Origin of the sequence: Herbiconiux gentiana (genome assembly GCF_024978135.1) — a bacterium.
Lineage (GTDB): Bacteria > Actinomycetota > Actinomycetes > Actinomycetales > Microbacteriaceae > Herbiconiux > Herbiconiux gentiana.
Genome location: NZ_JANTEZ010000001.1, coordinates 564,269 through 580,434 on the forward strand (window position 1 = coordinate 564,269; position 16,166 = coordinate 580,434).

The window sequence follows — 16,166 nt, forward strand, 5'->3', positions numbered from 1 at the left end:
GGCACATGGCGCACTCGATCGTTCCCCCGTACCTGCTGGCCCGCATCGCCGAGACCGATGCCGACGGTATGCAGCGGGCTGCCGAGGCGGCCCGTCGGTCACTGCTGGCTGATCCGCCACTGCGCGAGGAGCGTCGGCGCGAGGCCTTCGTGCCCCCCGTGCCCGGGCAGCCGGTCGCGCCCGACGACGCGGCACCGCAGCGCACCATCTCCGACGCCGGTGGCACCGAGACACTGCCCGGGCGGGCGGTGCGGCGGGAGGGCGACCCCGTGTCGGGCGACCCGGCGGTGAACGAGGCCTACGAAGGGCTCGGCGCGACCTACGCCTTGCTCGCCGACGCCTTCGGCCGCGACTCGATCGACGGGCGCGGGCTGCCGCTCGACGCCACGGTGCACTACGGCGTCGACTACGACAACGCCTTCTGGGACGGGCAGCGCATGGTCTTCGGCGACGGCGACGGCGAGGTGTTCGGCCGCTTCACGGCGTCGTTGTCGGTGATCGGGCACGAGCTGGCGCACGGCGTCACGCAGTACACGGCCGCGCTGGAGTACCAAGGGCAGGCGGGCGCGCTGAACGAGTCGTTCAGCGACGTCGTCGGCGCCCTCGTCGAGCAGCACCGGCTGGGGCAGACGGCCGACGAGGCGAGCTGGCTGATCGGCGAGGGGCTGTTCACCGAGGCGGTGCAGGGGCGAGCGCTGCGCTCGATGCTGTCGCCCGGCACCGCCTACGACGACGATGTGCTCGGCAAAGACCCACAGCCGGCGTCGATGGACGACTACGTCGACACCGCCGACGACAACGGCGGGGTGCACCTGAACTCGGGCATCGCCAACCGGGCGTTCGCGCTCGCGGCGATCGAGCTCGGCGGCTTCGCCTGGGAGCGGGCGGGGCAGGTCTGGTACGACGCGATCACCGGGTCGCTCTCGCCCACGGCCGATTTCGCGGCCTTCGCCGACGCGACCGTGCTGGCGGCCTCGTCGCGGTTCGGCGACGACTCCGCCGAGGCTGCCGCGATCGCGTCGGCATGGGCTACCGTGGGCGTGAGGAGCGATGACCGAGCCGAATCCCCCTGAGCCTTACCCTGACCCCAACGCCCCGCGGCCGCAGCAGCCCGCGGGCGGTGAACCGGGCGAGCCCGCTCCGGCCTCGTCCCATCCGGCCGCACCCGCTCCGGCCGAGCCCGCTCCGGCCGCTATCGATCCGGCCGAGCCCGCTCCGGCCGCTATCGATCCGGCCGAGCCCGCTCCGGCCGCTGTCGATCCGGCCGAGCCCGCTCCGGCACCGTCCGACGCGCTTGGGCGCGAGCTTCGGATCACGGTGACCCGGTCGGGTGGCGTCGCCGGCATGTCTCCGCGCTGGGGCATCGAGGTCTCGGAGCAGAACGACGTCGACTCGTGGCTGTCGCTCGTGGAGTCGTGCCCGTGGGACGCCCCCGACCCGGCGCCCGGAGGCGAGGACCGCTTCGTCTACACGATCCGGGTGCTCGTCGACGCGCCCGACGAGCCTGAGGTCTCGCACGGCGCGCGCGTGCCCGAGCAGCACCTCGACGGCCCGTGGCGCGACCTCGTCGACCGGGTGAAGGACGCCTCCCGGCGCTGAATCCCGTCGCCGCCCGCCCATCCGGCGGCGGGCGGACGGTGTGTGCGCCCGGCGACGGGCGGACGGGTGCGCGCGGGCGAGAATGGACGGATGAGCTCGGTCCCGTCGTCCCCCGTCCCATCCGCGTGGCGTCGCCCACGGGAGGCCGGAGCCGACGGCCAGGCCGGCTCGGCGGGCGCGACGGTGCTCGAGTTCCGCGGGGTGCGGTTCGTGCGGCAGGGGCGGGTGCTGCTCGACGACGTGTCGTTCGGCGTGCGCGCCGGCGAGCACTGGGCACTGATCGGGCCGAACGGAGCCGGGAAGAGCACGATCCTCAGCCTCGCGGGGGCGGTGCAGCATCCGTCGGGCGGAGAGGTGCACGTGCTCGGTCAGCGGATCGGGCGCGTCGAGCTGCAGGCGCTCAGGCGGTCGATCGGGCACGTGACTCCGCGGCATCCGCTCGGGTCGGGGTTGAGCATCCGCGAGGTGGTGCTCACCGGGCTGACCGGCTCGGTCGAGATCGTGCCGCGGTGGCAGCCGGCCGCCGACGACCTCGAGCGCGCCGACGCCTTCGTCGAGCTGCTCGGCCTGGCCGATCGCGCCCACGAGCCCTGGACCACCCTCTCGCAGGGCGAACGCGGCCGCACCCTCATCGCCCGCGCCCTGATGACCGACCCGCAGCTGCTGCTGCTCGACGAACCGTCGACCGGCCTCGACGTCGCCGCCCGCGAGCAGCTGCTCGACACCCTCGACCGCGTGCGCGAGACGCACCCCGGCCTCGCCTCGGTGCTCGTCACGCACCACCTCGAGGAGCTGCCGACGTCCACTTCGCACGCCTTGCTGCTCGCCCACGGACGCATCACGGCGATCGGCCCCGCCACCGAGGTGCTCACCACCGCGAACGTCACCGCCTGCTTCGACCACCCCATCGACATCGAGCACCGACGCGGCCGCTGGCACGCGCGCTCGGGCGCCCTCCGCGACTGACGCCCGTCATCCGGGGCGGCCGGGCGACGGATGCTCGGCAACCCTCGACGGCGCGGTCGACGGTGACCCATCCCGTGCCCCGCCCGAGGCCCGGATGCGCGGCGACGCCCAGCCCGTGGTGCGGGGTCAGGGGTACCGGCGCGCCAGGGTGCCGAGGTAGTGGCGCTGCGGGAGGTGCCGCACGGCGCGGGGCAGCCGCCGGTACACCGGGCCGACGACGCGGAACAGGCGGTCGAGCCGGCGCTGCTGCGCGGACGTCCAGCGGAAGCCGAAGAGGCCGCGCACCCGCGGCGGCAGAAGGCCGATCGTCGCGAAGCGGGCGAGCGGCATCGCCACCCGGATCGGCAGCGCCGCCTTCTCGGCCTTCAACAGCTCGCGCGCGACCGCGCGGATCGGCGGATCGGCCGACAGCCTCGGGAGCATCCCGTTCCAGTACTCGGCGAAGGCCGCGCGATCGACCGGCCACAGCTCGGCCGGCATCTGGAGGGCTGTGCCGAGCACGGCGTACTCGCGGTAGACCCGCTCGGCCTCGTCGGGCGCCAGCGGTCCGAACACCCGCTCGTACACGGTGATCGCGGTGTCGTAGAGCGTCGCGGCCACCCACAACTGCAGCTCGGGGTCGCGCGCGTCGTACCGCGGCTCGCCCTCGGCGCCCACGCCGTCGCTCCCCGGCGACGCGTCGGCGCCCGCACCGGGCTGGGTGGTCGGCGGGGCGTCGTCATCCGCGGGCACGCCGGGGCGGGCCGTCGGTGAGACGGACGCACCGCGGGGCGGGTTCGCGACCGGGGCGTGCGCACGGTTGACCGCCTTGCGCATGCGGCGGATGTCGTCGGCGTCGCCGTTCGACAGGGCGTAGATGTAGCTCAGAGTGGCGTTCAGGCGGCTCATCGGCCGCGACGCGAAGTCGCTGTGCCGCGCGACCCCGTAACCCACCCCGGGCAGCGCGATCTGCAGCAGGATCGCCCGTCCGGCCCCGGTGAGGAGGATGCCCTCGGGCGCGATGTCCGCGAGCCTGACCATGCGGCCGACGCTACCACCGGCGGCTGAGCGCCCGGCGGAGCCGGCGGATGCGCCGACGGTCGCCCGCCCGCCGCTCGCCTGACCACCCGGAAGCCCGGCCACCACCCGGCCACCCCGTCGCCCGGTCGCCCGTCGGCCCGACGCGCCGGCGGGCGGCCGCGGAGGCGGGCGAGTCGTAGGCTCGGCATCATGCCCGAGAACGCAGCCCCCGAGTGGTCGGCCGACCGCACCGTCTGGGACGTGATCGTCATCGGCGCGGGCCCCGCCGGTGCGAGTGCGGCGCGGGCCGCGGCGGAGGGCGGAGCATCCGTTCTGCTCCTCGACCGCGCGCCCTTCCCGCGCTACAAGACCTGCGGCGGCGGGCTCCTCGGCGAGTCGCTGCGCTACGTGCCCGAGGCCGCCCGGCACACCGTCGAGTCGCGGGTGCGCGAGTCGCTCGTCACCGACCGCTTCGCCCGCCCGTTCCTGCTGCGGCGCCCGTCCCCGTACCTCGCGATGGTGCGGCGGGCCGAGTTCGACCAGGCGCTGGTCGAGGCCGCGACGGATGCGGGGGCCGTCTTCGTCGACGGCGTGGCCGTGCGCGAGCTCCAGGCCCCCGACGACCCGGCCGAACCGGTCCTCGTACGCACCGCCACCGCCACCGGCAGCACCACCGCAGCCGCCCGCATCGTGATCGGCGCCGACGGCACCGGAGGGCGAACCGCCCGCCACGTCGGCGTCGAGATCGGCGGCGTCGACCTCGGCCTCGAGGACGAGGTCGCGATGCCCGACGACGCTGCCGACTGGCGCGACCGCGTGCGCCTCGACTGGGGCGCTCCGGCCGGCAGCTACGCGTGGGTGTTCCCGAAGCGCGACTCGCTGACGGTAGGCGTGATCCAGCAGAAGGGCAGCCCCGACGAGACCCGCCAGTACCTCGCCGCCTGGCGCCGCCACCTCGGCCTCGAGCACGCCGAGACGCTGCACTCCTCCGGGCACCTCACGCAGTGGCGCACGCCCGGCTCCCCCGTGCGCCGCGGGCGCGTGCTCGTCGCGGGCGACGCCGCAGGCCTCCTCGAACCGTGGACCCGCGAGGGCATCTCGTTCGCCCTCCGCTCCGGCACCTGGGCGGGCCAGTCGGCGGCCGCCGCGGTGACCTCGTCAGACGAGCGGATGCCCGACCTCGACGTCTACTCCGACCGCATCCGCCGCGCGCTCGAACCCGAGCAGGTGCGGGGTGCCGAGCTGCTGCGTGTCTTCGAGCGGCGCCGCGGCCTGGTGCACGGCCTGCTGCGCACCCGCTGGGGCGCGCGCTGGTTCGCGCGCTTCTGCCGTGGCGAGACGTCGCTCGCGCGCCTCGGACGGCACCCGATCGCGCTGGCCGTGGCCCGCCGCCTCGCCTGACCGAGGGCGAGAAGCCGAGACGCGAGCGCCGAGACCGAGCGCCGAGACCCGAGCGCCGAGACCGAGTGCCGAGACCCGAACGCGGGATCCGAGCGCTACTTCGCCGTCAGCGTGACCGCCGGCGCACTGGGCGTCGACGTCGACTGCACCTGCGCCCCGACCGTGATGGTCTGCCCCGGCGCGATGTACGTCCCCCAGTCGGCCCCGGTGCAGGTGATCACCCCGCCCGCGAGCTCGCAGCGCATCCCCCACGAGTTCACGACGGCGGTGGCTCCGGGGTCGGCCCACGACGCCGTCCAGCCGGCGGAACCGCCCGTGTTGCTCACCTTGAGCTCGGCGACGTAACCCTCGTCCCAGGTGCTCTGCAGCGACCAGGCCGCCGAGAGGTCGTCGGCCGACGACGACCCGGGAGTGGTGGGGGTCGGGGTCGGGGTGCCGGTGGTTCCGCCCGTCGGTCCGGGTGCGCCGTCGCGGGCCGTGCCGCCGATGCGGGCACCGGGGGTCGCCGGGCGCGTCGGGACGGGAGTCGTCGTGGGGGCGAGAGTGCCGGGCCGAGCATCCGGAACCGGTGTCGGAGTGCCGGACGGGACGGGAGTGCCGGACGGGACGGGCGTACCCGCCGCCGGCGCCGGCGCATGCGGCGCCACGACCGTGCCCGGCCCGAGCAGGGGCCCGAGTGCAGCCACCTTCTCGGCCTGAGGCTTGACCCAGTCGTCCTGCACGATGCCGCCCGTGTCGCCGCTGTTCGGGTTGAACGACCAGTACGAGAAGCTGATGCCGCTCGAACCGAGGTAGGACACGATGTTCTCGAACCACTGCCGGTCGCTCGTCGTCTGGAGCTTCGACCCGAACTCCCCCACCAGCACCGGCGCGATCTCCTCGCGGGCGAGGTAGCCCCAGTTCGCGTCCCAGACCGACGGCAGGTTCGCCGGGTAGGCCGGGTCGGAGAACCAGGTCTGCGCGTAGATCGACGCCGGGTAGTCGTGCGGTGAGTAGACCACCCGGTCGGGCACGCTGAGCGTCACGGGGTCGTTCCCGGCGTCGGCGAGCCCGCCACCCCACCAGGTGGTGTCGCCCGACGTCTGCCGCTCGACGCCCTCGACGATGACGAGCAGCTCGGGGTTGACGGCGAGCACGGCGTCGCCCGCCCGTTCGGCCGCGGCCCGCCAGTCGACCGAGGAGTCGCCGCACCCCCAGCACGCCGCGCCGTGCGGCTCGTTGTGCAGGTCGACGCCGATCACCGAGGGTTCGGAGCGGTATCGCTCGGCGAGCATCTGCCAGTCGGCGATCCACGCCTCCTCGGGGAAGCGGTCGGTGTACCAGAGCTCGGACTGCCCCGCCGAGTCGGGGCGGTGCCGGTCGAGGATGACGTTCAGGCCGTACGACTTCGCCGCCTGCACGATGGCGTCCATCAGCTGCAGCGGGCTGAGGTCGACGAGGGTGGGGTTCTCGAAGGCGTTGATCGACGTGGTCACCGGCTGCGCGAGGCACTCGTTCGAGAACGGCAGGCGGACGGTGTTGAACCCCATCGACGCGATCTGCGCGAGTCCGGCGTCGAGGCTGATCGACCAGAGGCCGTGCGGCGCGCAGTTGGTGGTCTCCATGCCGAACCACGAGATGCCCTTGATCACGTAGGTGCTGCCGTCGGCGGTGACGATGCGCCCGCCGTCGGTGTGCAGCGCGCCGGGCAGGGTGGCAGAGAGGTCGCCGGCGACGGATGCGCTGCCCGGCGTCGAGGGCAGGGCCGGGGTCGGCTCGTCCTGCGGTGTGGCGGGTACCGGCGACATCGACTCCCCCGATCCGATCGGGCCGGGGCCCGCGGTTCCACTGTGGCGGGGCGCCGGCGTCGGCACGACGTCGCCGGGCAGAGCCGACGCCGACGCGGCCGATGCCGCCGACGCCGACGCCGTGCCGACGATCGCCGCGACGAGCAGCATCGCGGCCGCGCCGGCCCGCCATCCCACCATGTCGTCCCCCTGTCGTCCGCGAGGCCCGAGCGTCGTGCGCCGAACTCGAGCGTCGTACACCGAACCCGAGCGTCATACACCGAGCCCGCGCGTCGTGCGCCGAACCCGAGCCCGACCCCGCTCGCACGAGACTACCCGCCCGCCGCCCCCGCGGTGCGAGGATGGTCGCATGGCGAAGGAACGGCAGTACGCGCAGAGCTTCGGCGCCGAGGCGGCCGCCTACGACGCGGGCCGCCCGGGCTATCCCGACGACGCCGTGGAGTGGCTGCTGTCGCAGGCCGCCACCGACGACGGCGCCCGCCCCGACGTGGTCGACGTGGGCGCCGGAACGGGCAAGTTCACCGCCTCGCTGCCGGCTCGCAGCGCATCCGTCGTCGCCGTCGAGCCCGACGCCCTGCTGCGGGAGCGCCTCGCCCGCAACCTGCCCGCCGTGACGGCCGTCGAGGGCACCGGAGAACGGCTGCCGCTCGGCGAGGATTCGGCCGACGTGGTGACCTACGCCCAGTCGTGGCACTGGGTCGACGTCGAGGCCGCCTCGCGGGAGGCCGCGCGGGTGCTGCGACCGGGTGGGGTGCTGGCGCTGGTCTGGAACGTACGGGACGAGTCGGTGGACTGGGTGCACCGCCTCACCGAGGTGATCGGCGCCTCGATCGCGGACGAGTACGAGACGGTCGCTCCCCCGGTCGCCGAGCCGCTGCGGCGCGACGCGCACGCCGAGTTCCGCTGGACGAACGAGCTCGACCGGCCCGCCCTGCACTCCCTCGTCACCTCGCGCAGCAGCGTGATCGCGCTCGACGAACCCGCTCGCGCCGAGCTGCTCGCCGGCCTCGACGAGCTGCTCGACACGCATCCCGAACTCGCGGGGCTCGACCGCTACCCGCTGCCCTACCTGACCCGCGTCACCATCGCCCGCCCGATCTGAGCGGATGCCCGGCGGCGCGACCCCCGCCGACGACGACGACGCCGACGCCGACGCCGACGCCGACGCGACGCTCCCCGCCCCCGCGGCGGCCCGCTATCGTGAAGCCATGCCCGACGCGCCGACCCCCGTCACCACCGGCGAGCGCGTGCCCGGACACGGCCCGCGCACCCGCCTGCGCGGCTTCTCGCTGAACGCGGTGCTCGACAACCTCTTCTTCGTCATCGCCGGGGCCGCCGCCGTGTGGCTGGCCTACCTCGTGCTCACGCAGGGCTTCGAGTCGGGCTGGGCGCAGGTGTGGTTCTACCTCGTGTTCTGGGTGCTTGTGGCCTACATCGCGCTGCCGCGGCTGCATCGCATCCTGACCAACATCTACGTGCCGAACTACTTCATCGGGCGCACCCGCACGAGCGACGGCCTGCTCGGCGATCCGGTGAACCTCGGCCTGCTGGGCGCCGAGGAGCAGCTGCACACCGCGATGAAGGCGGCGGGCTGGACCCGGGCCGACGACCTGAGCCTCGCCAGCGGTCTGCGCATCGTGCGCTCCACCGTGCTGCGCCGCAGCTACGACGAGGCGCCGGTCAGCCCGCTGATGCTCTTCGGCCGCAACCAGGACTTCGCCTATCAGCAGGAGGTGAAGGGCAACCCCGCCAAGCGCCACCACGTGCGGTTCTGGCGCTGCCCCGACGACTGGCTGCTCCCCGGCGGCCACAAGACCGACTGGCTCGCCGCCGGCACCTACGACCGTGCCGTCGGCTTCTCGCTGTTCACGCTGCAGATCACGCACAAGATCGACGAGAACACCGACGTCGAGCGCGACCACATCGTCGCCACGATCGAGCAGTCGGTCCCGGCCGCCGAGGTCGACGTGCTGAAGGACTTCGCGACCGGCTACCACTCCCGCAACGGCGGCGGCGACGCGATCGTCACCGACGGCGACCTGCCCGTGATCGACCTGCGCGCCGTGACGCCGACGCTCGAGGCCGCCGCCGAGGTGCACGCCCCGGTGCCGACCCCGCACGTCGGGCCGAACGCGTCGCCCGTGCCCGACAAGACGGTGCGGCGCCCGGCCCAGATCGTCTTCGGCGCTGCCGTCGTGGTGCTGCGGGCGTTCTCGCCGCTGTTCATCATCGCGGCGGTGGTGTTCGACTGGCAGGGCGTGCGCGACCTCATCACCATCGACACGGGCGACGAGCTGCCGGCCGGGGTGGATGCGCGTGAGCTCGTGCTCTGGGGGGTGGTGGTCATCTCGGCGCTGTTCGGGCTGGCGCAGCTGCTGTTCGGGGTGCTGATGTTCTTCGGCAGCAACGTCGCGCGCGTGCTCGTGATGCTGTTCAGCACGATTAACATCGTCATCGCGCTGATCGACCACCTGGGTGGCGCCCGGATCACCCTCGGCACGAACCTGATCGGGGTGTCGCTCGACATCCTGATCCTGATCGCCCTGTCGAGCGGGCGGGCGCGCGACTACGCGCGGCGGCCCCGGGTGAAGAAGGCCGAGCGGCGGGCGCTCTGAGCCTTCGGCGTCAGGGTGCCGGGCGCGGCGCGATCGTGTCGAGCCCGCGGGGCGGGAGTGCGATCCAGCCTTCGCGCCGCGCCCGCTCGACCTGCTCGGGGGGCGGCGGCGGTGTGAGTCCGAGGGCGTGGGCTCGGGCGACGAGCGCGGCCACGACCGCATCGAAGGCGTCGTCGTCGGCGGCCATCATGTCGGCCGACGCGCCGAGGTCGAGCCAGGGCATCCGCTCGCCGATCTCGCCGAGAAGTCGTGCCCGCACCCCGGGGTCGGTCTTGTAGCCCCGCGTGTCGAAGCCCCAGAGCCGCAGCGACGCACCCGGGTAGACCTCGGCCACCCGGCCGGCGCCCGAGCGGTCGACCGGCCCCAGACGGTCGCCGATGCTCTGCAGCAACGCGGCGCAGTGCATCGCGGTGAGGCCGAGCCGGTCGGTGGAGACGCTCAGCGGCCAGCGACCGGTCACCTCGCGGGTGACCCGGTCGGTCTCGCGGTAGGCCAGGGTGCGGCGCCACGGCATGCCGGTCAAGTCCCCGTCGATCCGCTCGCCGCGCGCATGGGCGGCCACGAAGACGGTGAACTCGTCGGGCCAGCCGAAGGCGCAGTCGATGCCCGTCGACACGGCATCCTCGGCCACGGCGACGATGCGCGCATCCGGAACAGCGGTCTCGAGCGACCGCAGCCGGGCCGACGTCGCCGACCACTCGACCACCGCGAGCGCGGTGCCCCGGGTCTCTGCGGCGAGGTCGACCCCCGCGGTCAGCACGACGGAGGACGGATCAGGCGGCGATGACGGTGAGCCCCATGCCCACCATGGACAGCGCGACGACGGCCGAGACGATCGCGACGTTCGAGAGCACCCCGACGGGGAGGCGCCCGGCGATCGGACCGCGGTCGACGGCCGACATGGCCTGCCCGAGGTCGCTGAAGCCACCGAGGTCGAAGCCGGTGGAGCCGGTGGCCAGGAAGTGGCCCTCGGTGTACTCGATCATGCCGGCGTACTCCCCGGAGCGCGAGGCGATCCAGAGCTTGGACTCCGGGGTCGCCCAGCTGAGGGGGGCGACGATCGGCGTGGCCGCCTCGTGGCGCGGGGCCCGCACCGCGGTGATGTTCGTGAGCAGTGCCATGTCGACGCCCTTCTGATTACCCCTGACTGATTATTAGAGAGACTAGCAATAAGTCAGACAGGTTTTACCGGGTTGTCGCGAAGAGGCCTGTGGTGTAAGGCTAATTTTCGTTCTGCGGCACCTTGACCTGCAGCGCACCCGCGTCGATCCAGGTCTTCATCGCGATCGCCTTGCCGAACCCGTCGCCGTCGAGTTCGATCTCCTCGGGGCGGCGCAGTCGCAGCACGAGCTCCTGACCGCGCAGATAGTTGAGGGCGCGCACCTCCTTCGCCGAGCCCATCAGGCGCCGGCCGACGGTGGTGCGCCGCAGCACCCCGTTCTCCCAGAAGATCTTGCCCATGATCTGCAGCCAGCCGAAGAAGCCCTCCGGCCGCAGCAGCACGATGTCGAACAGGCCGTCGTCGACCGCCGCGTCGGGCAGCAGCAGGATGTTCGCCGGCAGCGACCCGCAGTTGCCCACCATGATCGTGTGGGCCCGCACGCTGCGGGGCTCCTTGCCGTCGAGGCTGTACCGCAGCCGCAGCTGGTTCTTGTCGCGCAGCACCGTGGCGACCGCCTTCGCGTAGGCGAGCCAGCCGACCTTGGCCTTCAGCTCGTCGTCGGTGGCGGCGAGCATCTTGGCGTCGAGGCCGAGGCCCACCATCACGAGATAGGCGTGCTGGGTGACCTTCTGGTCGTCGTGACGGATGCGCACCTGCCCCAGATCGATCGCCCGCTCGGTGCCGCGGAAGGCCGTCTGCAGGGCGTTCTCGACGTCGTCGAGGGTGAGGTCGAGGTTGCGCGCGAGCAGGTTGCCCGTGCCCGAGGGGAGCAGGCCGATCGGCACGCCCGTGCCACCCAGCACCTCGGCGACCGCGCGCACCGTGCCGTCGCCGCCCGCCGCGATGACGAGGTCGACGCCCTCCTCGAGCGCCTTCTTCGCCGGGCCCTGGCCCGGGTCGTCGACGGAGGTCTCGAGCCAGAGGGTCTCGGCCCAGCCGGACTCCGCCTCCTCGGCCGCCACGGCGGCCTTCAGGGCGTCGAGGTCGACTTTGATGGGGTTGTAGACGAGCGCTGCGCGGGGTGAGGTCATTGTGGCGACCGTACCAGGAGGGAACCCGCTCCCCCACCCCGTTGCGGGTGCCGGGCTAGTCGGTCACGGCGGGGAAGCCGGGGCCGAACAGCGCACGCAGACAGCGCGCCACCTGCTCGGTGTCGCCGTCCATGTAGGCGTTGATCGCGGCCCGCGCGGTGGACGCCGCGCGCTCGACGGCGAACTGCTCCTCGATCGAGCGCCCGAGCGACGCCTTCGGCAGCACGCGCTGCGTTCCGGTGGGGCTCGTCAGGTCGGGCAGCGGCACGAGGCCGTCGTTCGCGAGGCGCTCCCAGACCCAGCAGACGTCCCAGAGCAGACTGAACGAGCGCTGCTGCAGCGCCTGCCGCAGCGCGATCGTCTCGAGGTAGTAGGAGCTGATGCCGACCCCCTGCTCGTGCTTCCAGGCGATCAGCAGCCGGATCAGTGCCCGCAGCGCCCCGTCGTCGTCGATGCGGGAGAGCAGCAGCTCCCGCGACCCCGGGAGGTGCGGCGCCCAGTGGTGCGCCGCATCGGGCACCCAGACGGTCTCGACCTCGCCCGCGCTCGCGCCCGCACCAGCGCCCCCGCCCGTCGCTCCGTACGACGGGATCAGCCGGAGCCCCGCCGTGCCCGGCCGGTCGATGACGAGCGAGTCCCCGTTCTCCGGGCGCGAGGCGAAGACGCCGAGCGCCGAGGCCGGCGCACCCGTCGAGCCCGCGCCCTCCACGAGGGCCGCCCGAAGGGTGTCGAGCGCCTTGGCGAGGCTGCGCGGCCTCGGCCCCTCGAGCACGACGAGGCAGTCGAGGCGGCTGCGGCCGGCGACGGCCGTGCCGTGGGCGAACGACCCGGTGTCGAGCATCCGACGCACCCGCGGGCTGTGCAGCAGCGCCTTGCCGACGTGGGAGCGCAGGAGCTTCGTCTCGTCGACGACGATCGACGACGGCGTCAGCGCGTCGCCGTACGACCGCGTGGCTTCGGCGACATCATCCGGCACGGCTCGACCTCCCGAGGACGAACCTACTCCGGGCGGGGCCGGGCGCGACGGCGCGACTCAGCGGCGCCGGCGCGCCCGAGAGCCTCAGCGGGGCAACGCACCTCAGCGACTCAGCGGCGCCGGCGCGCCTTGAGGGCCCGGCTGTCCTCGAGCTCCCACAGGTCGAACTCCCGCACCCGGCGCATGCGCTCGGCCCGATGCCGCACGTACTCCTCGTCGACCACGAGATTCGACGTCGCACGAACCTGGTCCAGGCGCGCCTCGATCTCGCGCGAGATCTCCTCCCACGCACGCGTGCGGGCGTCGTCGACCAGCAGCGCCACGGCGACGTCGTCGGCGGCATCGCGACGGATGCTCGCGGCCACGTCGCGGTACACGCGGCGCCGAGCCGACAGCAGCTCGAGGTCGCGCGCCTTGTAGTCGTGCTGGTGCCGGGCGACACCGCGGTCGCTCTGCGCCTCCTCGATCACCTCCTGGGCGTGGTCGAGGTTGCTCTCCTGCTCCTCCGCGAGCTCCGCGAGAACCTCGCGGGCGGCCTCGGCGGCACGGGAGCGGTCGAAGTTCTCGTCGTCGCGCAGGGCCGAGACGATCAGCCGGTTCTTCAGCCCCATGACGGCCGAGAACCGGGCGATGAGCATCCCGTCGGCGATGGCCGCGTCGATCTCGTCGGACGACAGCGGCTCGGGGGGTGCGATCGGCTCACCGCTCGCCAGCCAGCGAGGTCTCTTCGCTCGCCGCCGAACCATGGATGCGCCTCCTCCCCTCCAGCTTAAGCGCTCGGGCCGTCAGGCGCAGAGCCGCCCGCGCAGCCACTCCGCCGCGTCCGACCGCCGCAGCTCCCCCGACCGCAGCAGGCGGGTGAACTCGACCGCCGCATCCGTCAACCGCCCGTCGGCCGACTCGGGGCGGTCACCACCGATGCGGATGCTCGCCCACCGCGCCGCCCGCGGCCCCACCCGCGCGGCCACCGCGACGATGCCCGCGAAGTGCCGGGCCTGCCCACGGGTCGCGTCGTCGTACTCGGGGGCGAAGCCGCGCCCGCGGATGACGTTGCGGCCCCCGGTTCCGGCGTCGAGCACCCAGAGCGGACCGAGCCGCACCCCGGCCCCCGCCCGTCCGATCTCGACGAGGAAGCGGCGGGTCGACCAGCGCGCGGGCGCACCCGCGTCGATCGCCGCGACGAGAGAGCAGAGTCGGGAGCACGCATCCATCTCTTCGACAGTACGACGAGCATCCGTCGACCGCTTTTTTCACGTTGCGAAAAGTTTTACCGTGTGCAACTATGGCGGCATGACGATCGACTCACCGCCCGCCCCGGCCGGGCTGCGCGAGCGCAAGAAGCGCGAGACCGCGCGGGCCATCGAAGTCGCCGCGGTCGAGCTCGCGGCCGAGCAGTCGCTCGCCGAGGTGACCATCGAAGCGATCAGCGCCCGGGCCGACGTGACGAGCCGCACCTTCTTCAACTACTACGCGAGCAAGGAGGACGCGGTGCTCGGCGTCTCGCGCGCATTCCCGCGCCCGGGCTTCGACGAGCTCACCCCGCTGCCCGGCTACTCGGTCATCGAGACCCTGCTGCACGCCGTCACGGATCAGCTCGGTTCGCTCGAGCTCGGCAGCGCCGACTTCCAGGCGAAGAAGCGCCGGGTCATGCTCGAGAACCCGCACCTGCTCGCCCGCGACTTCCAGACCATCGGCGACATCGAGGCGGAGCTCGCCGTCGTCGCCCGCCGGCTGCTCGACGCCGACGGCACCGTGCCCGAGGCCGAGCGCGAGAACCACGCCTGGGCGAACGTCAGCCTGCTCGGCGCGGTGCTGCGGCTCGCCATGCAGAGCTGGAGCCGCGACTCCGGCTCGGGCGCTCCCGTCGCCGATCACCTCGGCGCCGCCTTCCGCACCCTCCGTGCCGTCGCTCGCGACGCCTGAATCATTCCGTCTCCACCCCACCCACGACCCCGAGGACCTCATGACCGCCAACCCCGACGTGAACGGCGCCGCCGTCTCGCCGTCCGGCCGCACCCCGTCCGCTCCCGCCACCCCCGCCGACCCTGCCGATGGCTCCACCGGCCTCACCAAGCGCCGGGTGAACCTGATCTTCGCCGCCCTGCTCGTGGCGATGCTGCTGTCGGCCCTCGACCAGACCATCCTCGGCACCGCCCTGCCGACGATCGTCGGCGAGCTCGACGGCGTGAACCACATGCTCTGGGTCGCAACCGCGTACATCCTCGCCTCGACCATCGTGATGCCGGTCTACGGCAAGGTCGGCGACCTGATCGGCCGCAAGTCGCTGTTCGTCATCGCGCTCAGCATCTTCGTCTTCGGCTCCGCCATCGGCGGCTTCGCGATGTCGATGGAGTGGCTGATCGCCGGCCGGTTCATCCAGGGCCTCGGTGGCGGCGGGCTGATGATCCTGTCGCAGGCGATCATCGCCGACGTCATCCCCGCCCGCGACCGCGGCAAGTACATGGGCTTCATCGGCGCCGTCTTCGGGCTCTCCTCGGTCGCCGGTCCGCTGCTCGGCGGCCTCTTCACCGACACGCTGAGCTGGCGCTACGCCTTCTGGATCAACGTGCCGCTCGGCATCGCCGCCATCGTCGCCGCCGTGGCCCTGATCAAGCTCCCGAAGCTGAACCGCGCCGCCCGCCCGAAGATCGACGTCGCCGGAATGGTCACCCTGGCCGTCGCCGCGTCGGCGCTCGTGCTCACCGCCTCCTGGGGCGGCACCGAGTACGAGTGGAACTCCCCCGAGATCATCGGCCTGATCGTGACCACCGTCGTCGCGGCGGTCGCCTTTGTGCTGATCGAGCGGCGGAGCGCCGAGCCGGTCATCCCGATGTCGCTGTTCGCGAACCGCAACTTCACGCTCACGACCCTCGGCGGTCTCGCGATCGGCATCTCGATGTTCGGCGCGATCGGCTACATGCCGACGTTCCTGCAGATCGTGAACAACGTCAACGCGACCGTGTCGGGCTTCATGCTGCTGCCGATGCTCGCCGGCCTCCTCGTCACCGGCATCGGCGGCGGCTTCCTGATCTCGAAGACCGGCCGGTACAAGTGGATGCCCATCGTGGGCTCCCTCGTCGTCGCTGGCGCCCTGGTGCTGTTCTCGACCATGCGCGCCGACACCCCGCTCGGGCTGGTGCTGGTGTACCTGGCGATCCTCGGTCTCGGCATCGGCCTCGCGATGCAGGTGCTCGTGCTGATCGTGCAGAACTCGGTGCCGCATTCGATGGTCGGAACGGCGACCGCGGGCAACAACTTCTTCCGCGAGATCGGCGCCTCGCTCGGCTCCGCCGTGGTCGGGTCGCTCTTCGTCGCCCGCCTCACCGAGCAGCTCGCGTCCTCCGCCGCCCAGCTCGGCGGCGGGGGCGGCGCCCTCCCGACCGACACGAACGCGCTCACCCCGGCCGCCATCAACGCGTTGCCGCCCGAGGTGCACACGATCATCGTCGAGGCCTACTCGAACGCGCTCAGCCCGGTGTACCTCTACTTGGTGCCGCTGATGCTCGTGGCGGCCCTCCTGCTCTGCTTCGTCAAGGAGATCCCGCTCGAGACCACCGTGGTGCGGCCCGAGGCCTGATTCGTCGCCCCTCCATCGAGCCGTCGAAAATCGCCCTCTCAGAGCTTCGAGAG

General features: G+C 72.9%; 16 protein-coding genes. 8 read left to right on the plus strand and 8 right to left on the minus strand.

All coding sequences use genetic code 11. The features are described from left to right. Positions 1-5: 5 nt before the first annotated feature. The 3 genes from NVV95_RS02580 (at position 6) to NVV95_RS02590 (ending at position 2,565) form a co-directional block, all read left to right on the plus strand. Positions 6-1,073, plus strand: coding sequence for a M4 family metallopeptidase (locus NVV95_RS02580; protein ID WP_259484965.1), 1,068 nt, complete (start codon positions 6-8; stop codon positions 1,071-1,073). Then, positions 1,051-1,599: a protealysin inhibitor emfourin gene (locus tag NVV95_RS02585; protein ID WP_259484966.1), complete on the plus strand. Its 549-nt coding sequence runs from the start codon at positions 1,051-1,053 to the stop codon at positions 1,597-1,599. The genes NVV95_RS02580 and NVV95_RS02585 overlap by 23 nt, the downstream gene beginning before the upstream one ends. 90 nt (positions 1,600-1,689) lie before the next feature. Beyond that, entirely contained in the window at positions 1,690-2,565 is an 876-nt protein-coding gene (locus tag NVV95_RS02590) for an ABC transporter ATP-binding protein (RefSeq protein WP_259484967.1), read from the plus strand. Positions 2,566-2,691: 126 nt separating this feature from the next. On the opposite strand, the gene NVV95_RS02595 is transcribed toward NVV95_RS02590, so the two are convergent. After that, positions 2,692-3,585, minus strand: a complete 894-nt coding sequence (locus tag NVV95_RS02595; protein WP_259484968.1) for an oxygenase MpaB family protein — start codon at positions 3,583-3,585, stop codon at positions 2,692-2,694. Between the two features lie 189 nt (positions 3,586-3,774). Between NVV95_RS02595 and NVV95_RS02600 the strand changes: the two genes are divergently transcribed. Next, positions 3,775-4,965, plus strand: a complete 1,191-nt coding sequence (locus NVV95_RS02600) for a geranylgeranyl reductase family protein (RefSeq protein ID WP_259484969.1) — start codon at positions 3,775-3,777, stop codon at positions 4,963-4,965. Between the two features lie 95 nt (positions 4,966-5,060). Here NVV95_RS02600 and NVV95_RS02605 read toward each other — a convergent pair whose 3' ends face one another. Continuing rightward, positions 5,061-6,932, minus strand: coding sequence for a cellulase family glycosylhydrolase (locus NVV95_RS02605; RefSeq protein ID WP_259484970.1), 1,872 nt, complete (start codon positions 6,930-6,932; stop codon positions 5,061-5,063). 169 nt (positions 6,933-7,101) lie between these two features. Here NVV95_RS02605 and NVV95_RS02610 point away from each other — a divergent pair, with 169 nt between their 5' ends. Next, on the plus strand, positions 7,102-7,854 hold the full coding sequence (locus tag NVV95_RS02610) for a class I SAM-dependent methyltransferase (protein ID WP_259484971.1): 753 nt from the start codon (positions 7,102-7,104) through the stop codon (positions 7,852-7,854). A gap of 4 nt (positions 7,855-7,858) precedes the next feature. Continuing rightward, on the plus strand, positions 7,859-9,367 hold the full coding sequence (locus NVV95_RS02615; RefSeq protein ID WP_259484972.1) for an LssY C-terminal domain-containing protein: 1,509 nt from the start codon (positions 7,859-7,861) through the stop codon (positions 9,365-9,367). Positions 9,368-9,377: 10 nt separating this feature from the next. On the opposite strand, the gene NVV95_RS02620 is transcribed toward NVV95_RS02615, so the two are convergent. From NVV95_RS02620 to NVV95_RS02645, 6 genes are all read right to left on the minus strand, one after another. Continuing rightward, positions 9,378-10,127, minus strand: a complete 750-nt coding sequence (locus NVV95_RS02620) for a DUF429 domain-containing protein (protein ID WP_259484973.1) — start codon at positions 10,125-10,127, stop codon at positions 9,378-9,380. Positions 10,128-10,140: 13 nt separating this feature from the next. Then, a complete protein-coding gene (locus NVV95_RS02625; protein ID WP_259484974.1) occupies positions 10,141-10,488 on the minus strand; it encodes a hypothetical protein in 348 nt (115 codons plus the stop codon). Positions 10,489-10,588: 100 nt separating this feature from the next. Beyond that, positions 10,589-11,560: a diacylglycerol/lipid kinase family protein gene (locus NVV95_RS02630; protein WP_259484975.1), complete on the minus strand. Its 972-nt coding sequence runs from the start codon at positions 11,558-11,560 to the stop codon at positions 10,589-10,591. 55 nt (positions 11,561-11,615) lie between these two features. Next, positions 11,616-12,536: a nucleotidyltransferase family protein gene (locus tag NVV95_RS02635; protein ID WP_259484976.1), complete on the minus strand. Its 921-nt coding sequence runs from the start codon at positions 12,534-12,536 to the stop codon at positions 11,616-11,618. A gap of 110 nt (positions 12,537-12,646) precedes the next feature. Beyond that, complete coding sequence (locus tag NVV95_RS02640) at positions 12,647-13,282, minus strand: hypothetical protein (RefSeq protein WP_259484977.1); 636 nt, start codon at positions 13,280-13,282, stop codon at positions 12,647-12,649. A 39-nt stretch (positions 13,283-13,321) separates the two neighbouring features. Further along, complete coding sequence (locus NVV95_RS02645) at positions 13,322-13,747, minus strand: hypothetical protein (protein WP_259484978.1); 426 nt, start codon at positions 13,745-13,747, stop codon at positions 13,322-13,324. Between the two features lie 79 nt (positions 13,748-13,826). On the opposite strand from NVV95_RS02645, the gene NVV95_RS02650 reads away from it, so the two are divergent. After that, the gene (locus NVV95_RS02650; RefSeq protein ID WP_259484979.1) at positions 13,827-14,459 is read left to right on the plus strand and encodes a TetR/AcrR family transcriptional regulator; all 633 of its coding nucleotides are present in this window, start codon (positions 13,827-13,829) and stop codon (positions 14,457-14,459) included. 40 nt (positions 14,460-14,499) lie between these two features. After that, entirely contained in the window at positions 14,500-16,113 is a 1,614-nt protein-coding gene (locus NVV95_RS02655; protein WP_259484980.1) for an MDR family MFS transporter, read from the plus strand. Positions 16,114-16,166 lie beyond the last annotated feature (53 nt).

Bases quoted from the DNA above. Each gene is read 5' to 3' on its own strand.
- NVV95_RS02655 (WP_259484980.1), top strand. From the start codon at position 14,500: ATGACCGCCAACCCCGACGTGAACGGCGCCGCCGTCTCGCCGTCCGGC.
- NVV95_RS02580 (WP_259484965.1), top strand. From the start codon at position 6: ATGGCGCACTCGATCGTTCCCCCGTACCTGCTGGCCCGCATCGCCGAG.
- NVV95_RS02640 (WP_259484977.1), bottom strand. From the start codon at position 13,282: ATGGTTCGGCGGCGAGCGAAGAGACCTCGCTGGCTGGCGAGCGGTGAG.
- NVV95_RS02590 (WP_259484967.1), top strand. From the start codon at position 1,690: ATGAGCTCGGTCCCGTCGTCCCCCGTCCCATCCGCGTGGCGTCGCCCA.
- NVV95_RS02615 (WP_259484972.1), top strand. From the start codon at position 7,859: ATGCCCGGCGGCGCGACCCCCGCCGACGACGACGACGCCGACGCCGAC.
- NVV95_RS02650 (WP_259484979.1), top strand. From the start codon at position 13,827: ATGACGATCGACTCACCGCCCGCCCCGGCCGGGCTGCGCGAGCGCAAG.
- NVV95_RS02585 (WP_259484966.1), top strand. From the start codon at position 1,051: ATGACCGAGCCGAATCCCCCTGAGCCTTACCCTGACCCCAACGCCCCG.
- NVV95_RS02625 (WP_259484974.1), bottom strand. From the start codon at position 10,488: ATGGCACTGCTCACGAACATCACCGCGGTGCGGGCCCCGCGCCACGAG.
- NVV95_RS02645 (WP_259484978.1), bottom strand. From the start codon at position 13,747: ATGGATGCGTGCTCCCGACTCTGCTCTCTCGTCGCGGCGATCGACGCG.
- NVV95_RS02630 (WP_259484975.1), bottom strand. From the start codon at position 11,560: ATGACCTCACCCCGCGCAGCGCTCGTCTACAACCCCATCAAAGTCGAC.
- NVV95_RS02600 (WP_259484969.1), top strand. From the start codon at position 3,775: ATGCCCGAGAACGCAGCCCCCGAGTGGTCGGCCGACCGCACCGTCTGG.
- NVV95_RS02605 (WP_259484970.1), bottom strand. From the start codon at position 6,932: ATGGTGGGATGGCGGGCCGGCGCGGCCGCGATGCTGCTCGTCGCGGCG.
- NVV95_RS02610 (WP_259484971.1), top strand. From the start codon at position 7,102: ATGGCGAAGGAACGGCAGTACGCGCAGAGCTTCGGCGCCGAGGCGGCC.
- NVV95_RS02595 (WP_259484968.1), bottom strand. From the start codon at position 3,585: ATGGTCAGGCTCGCGGACATCGCGCCCGAGGGCATCCTCCTCACCGGG.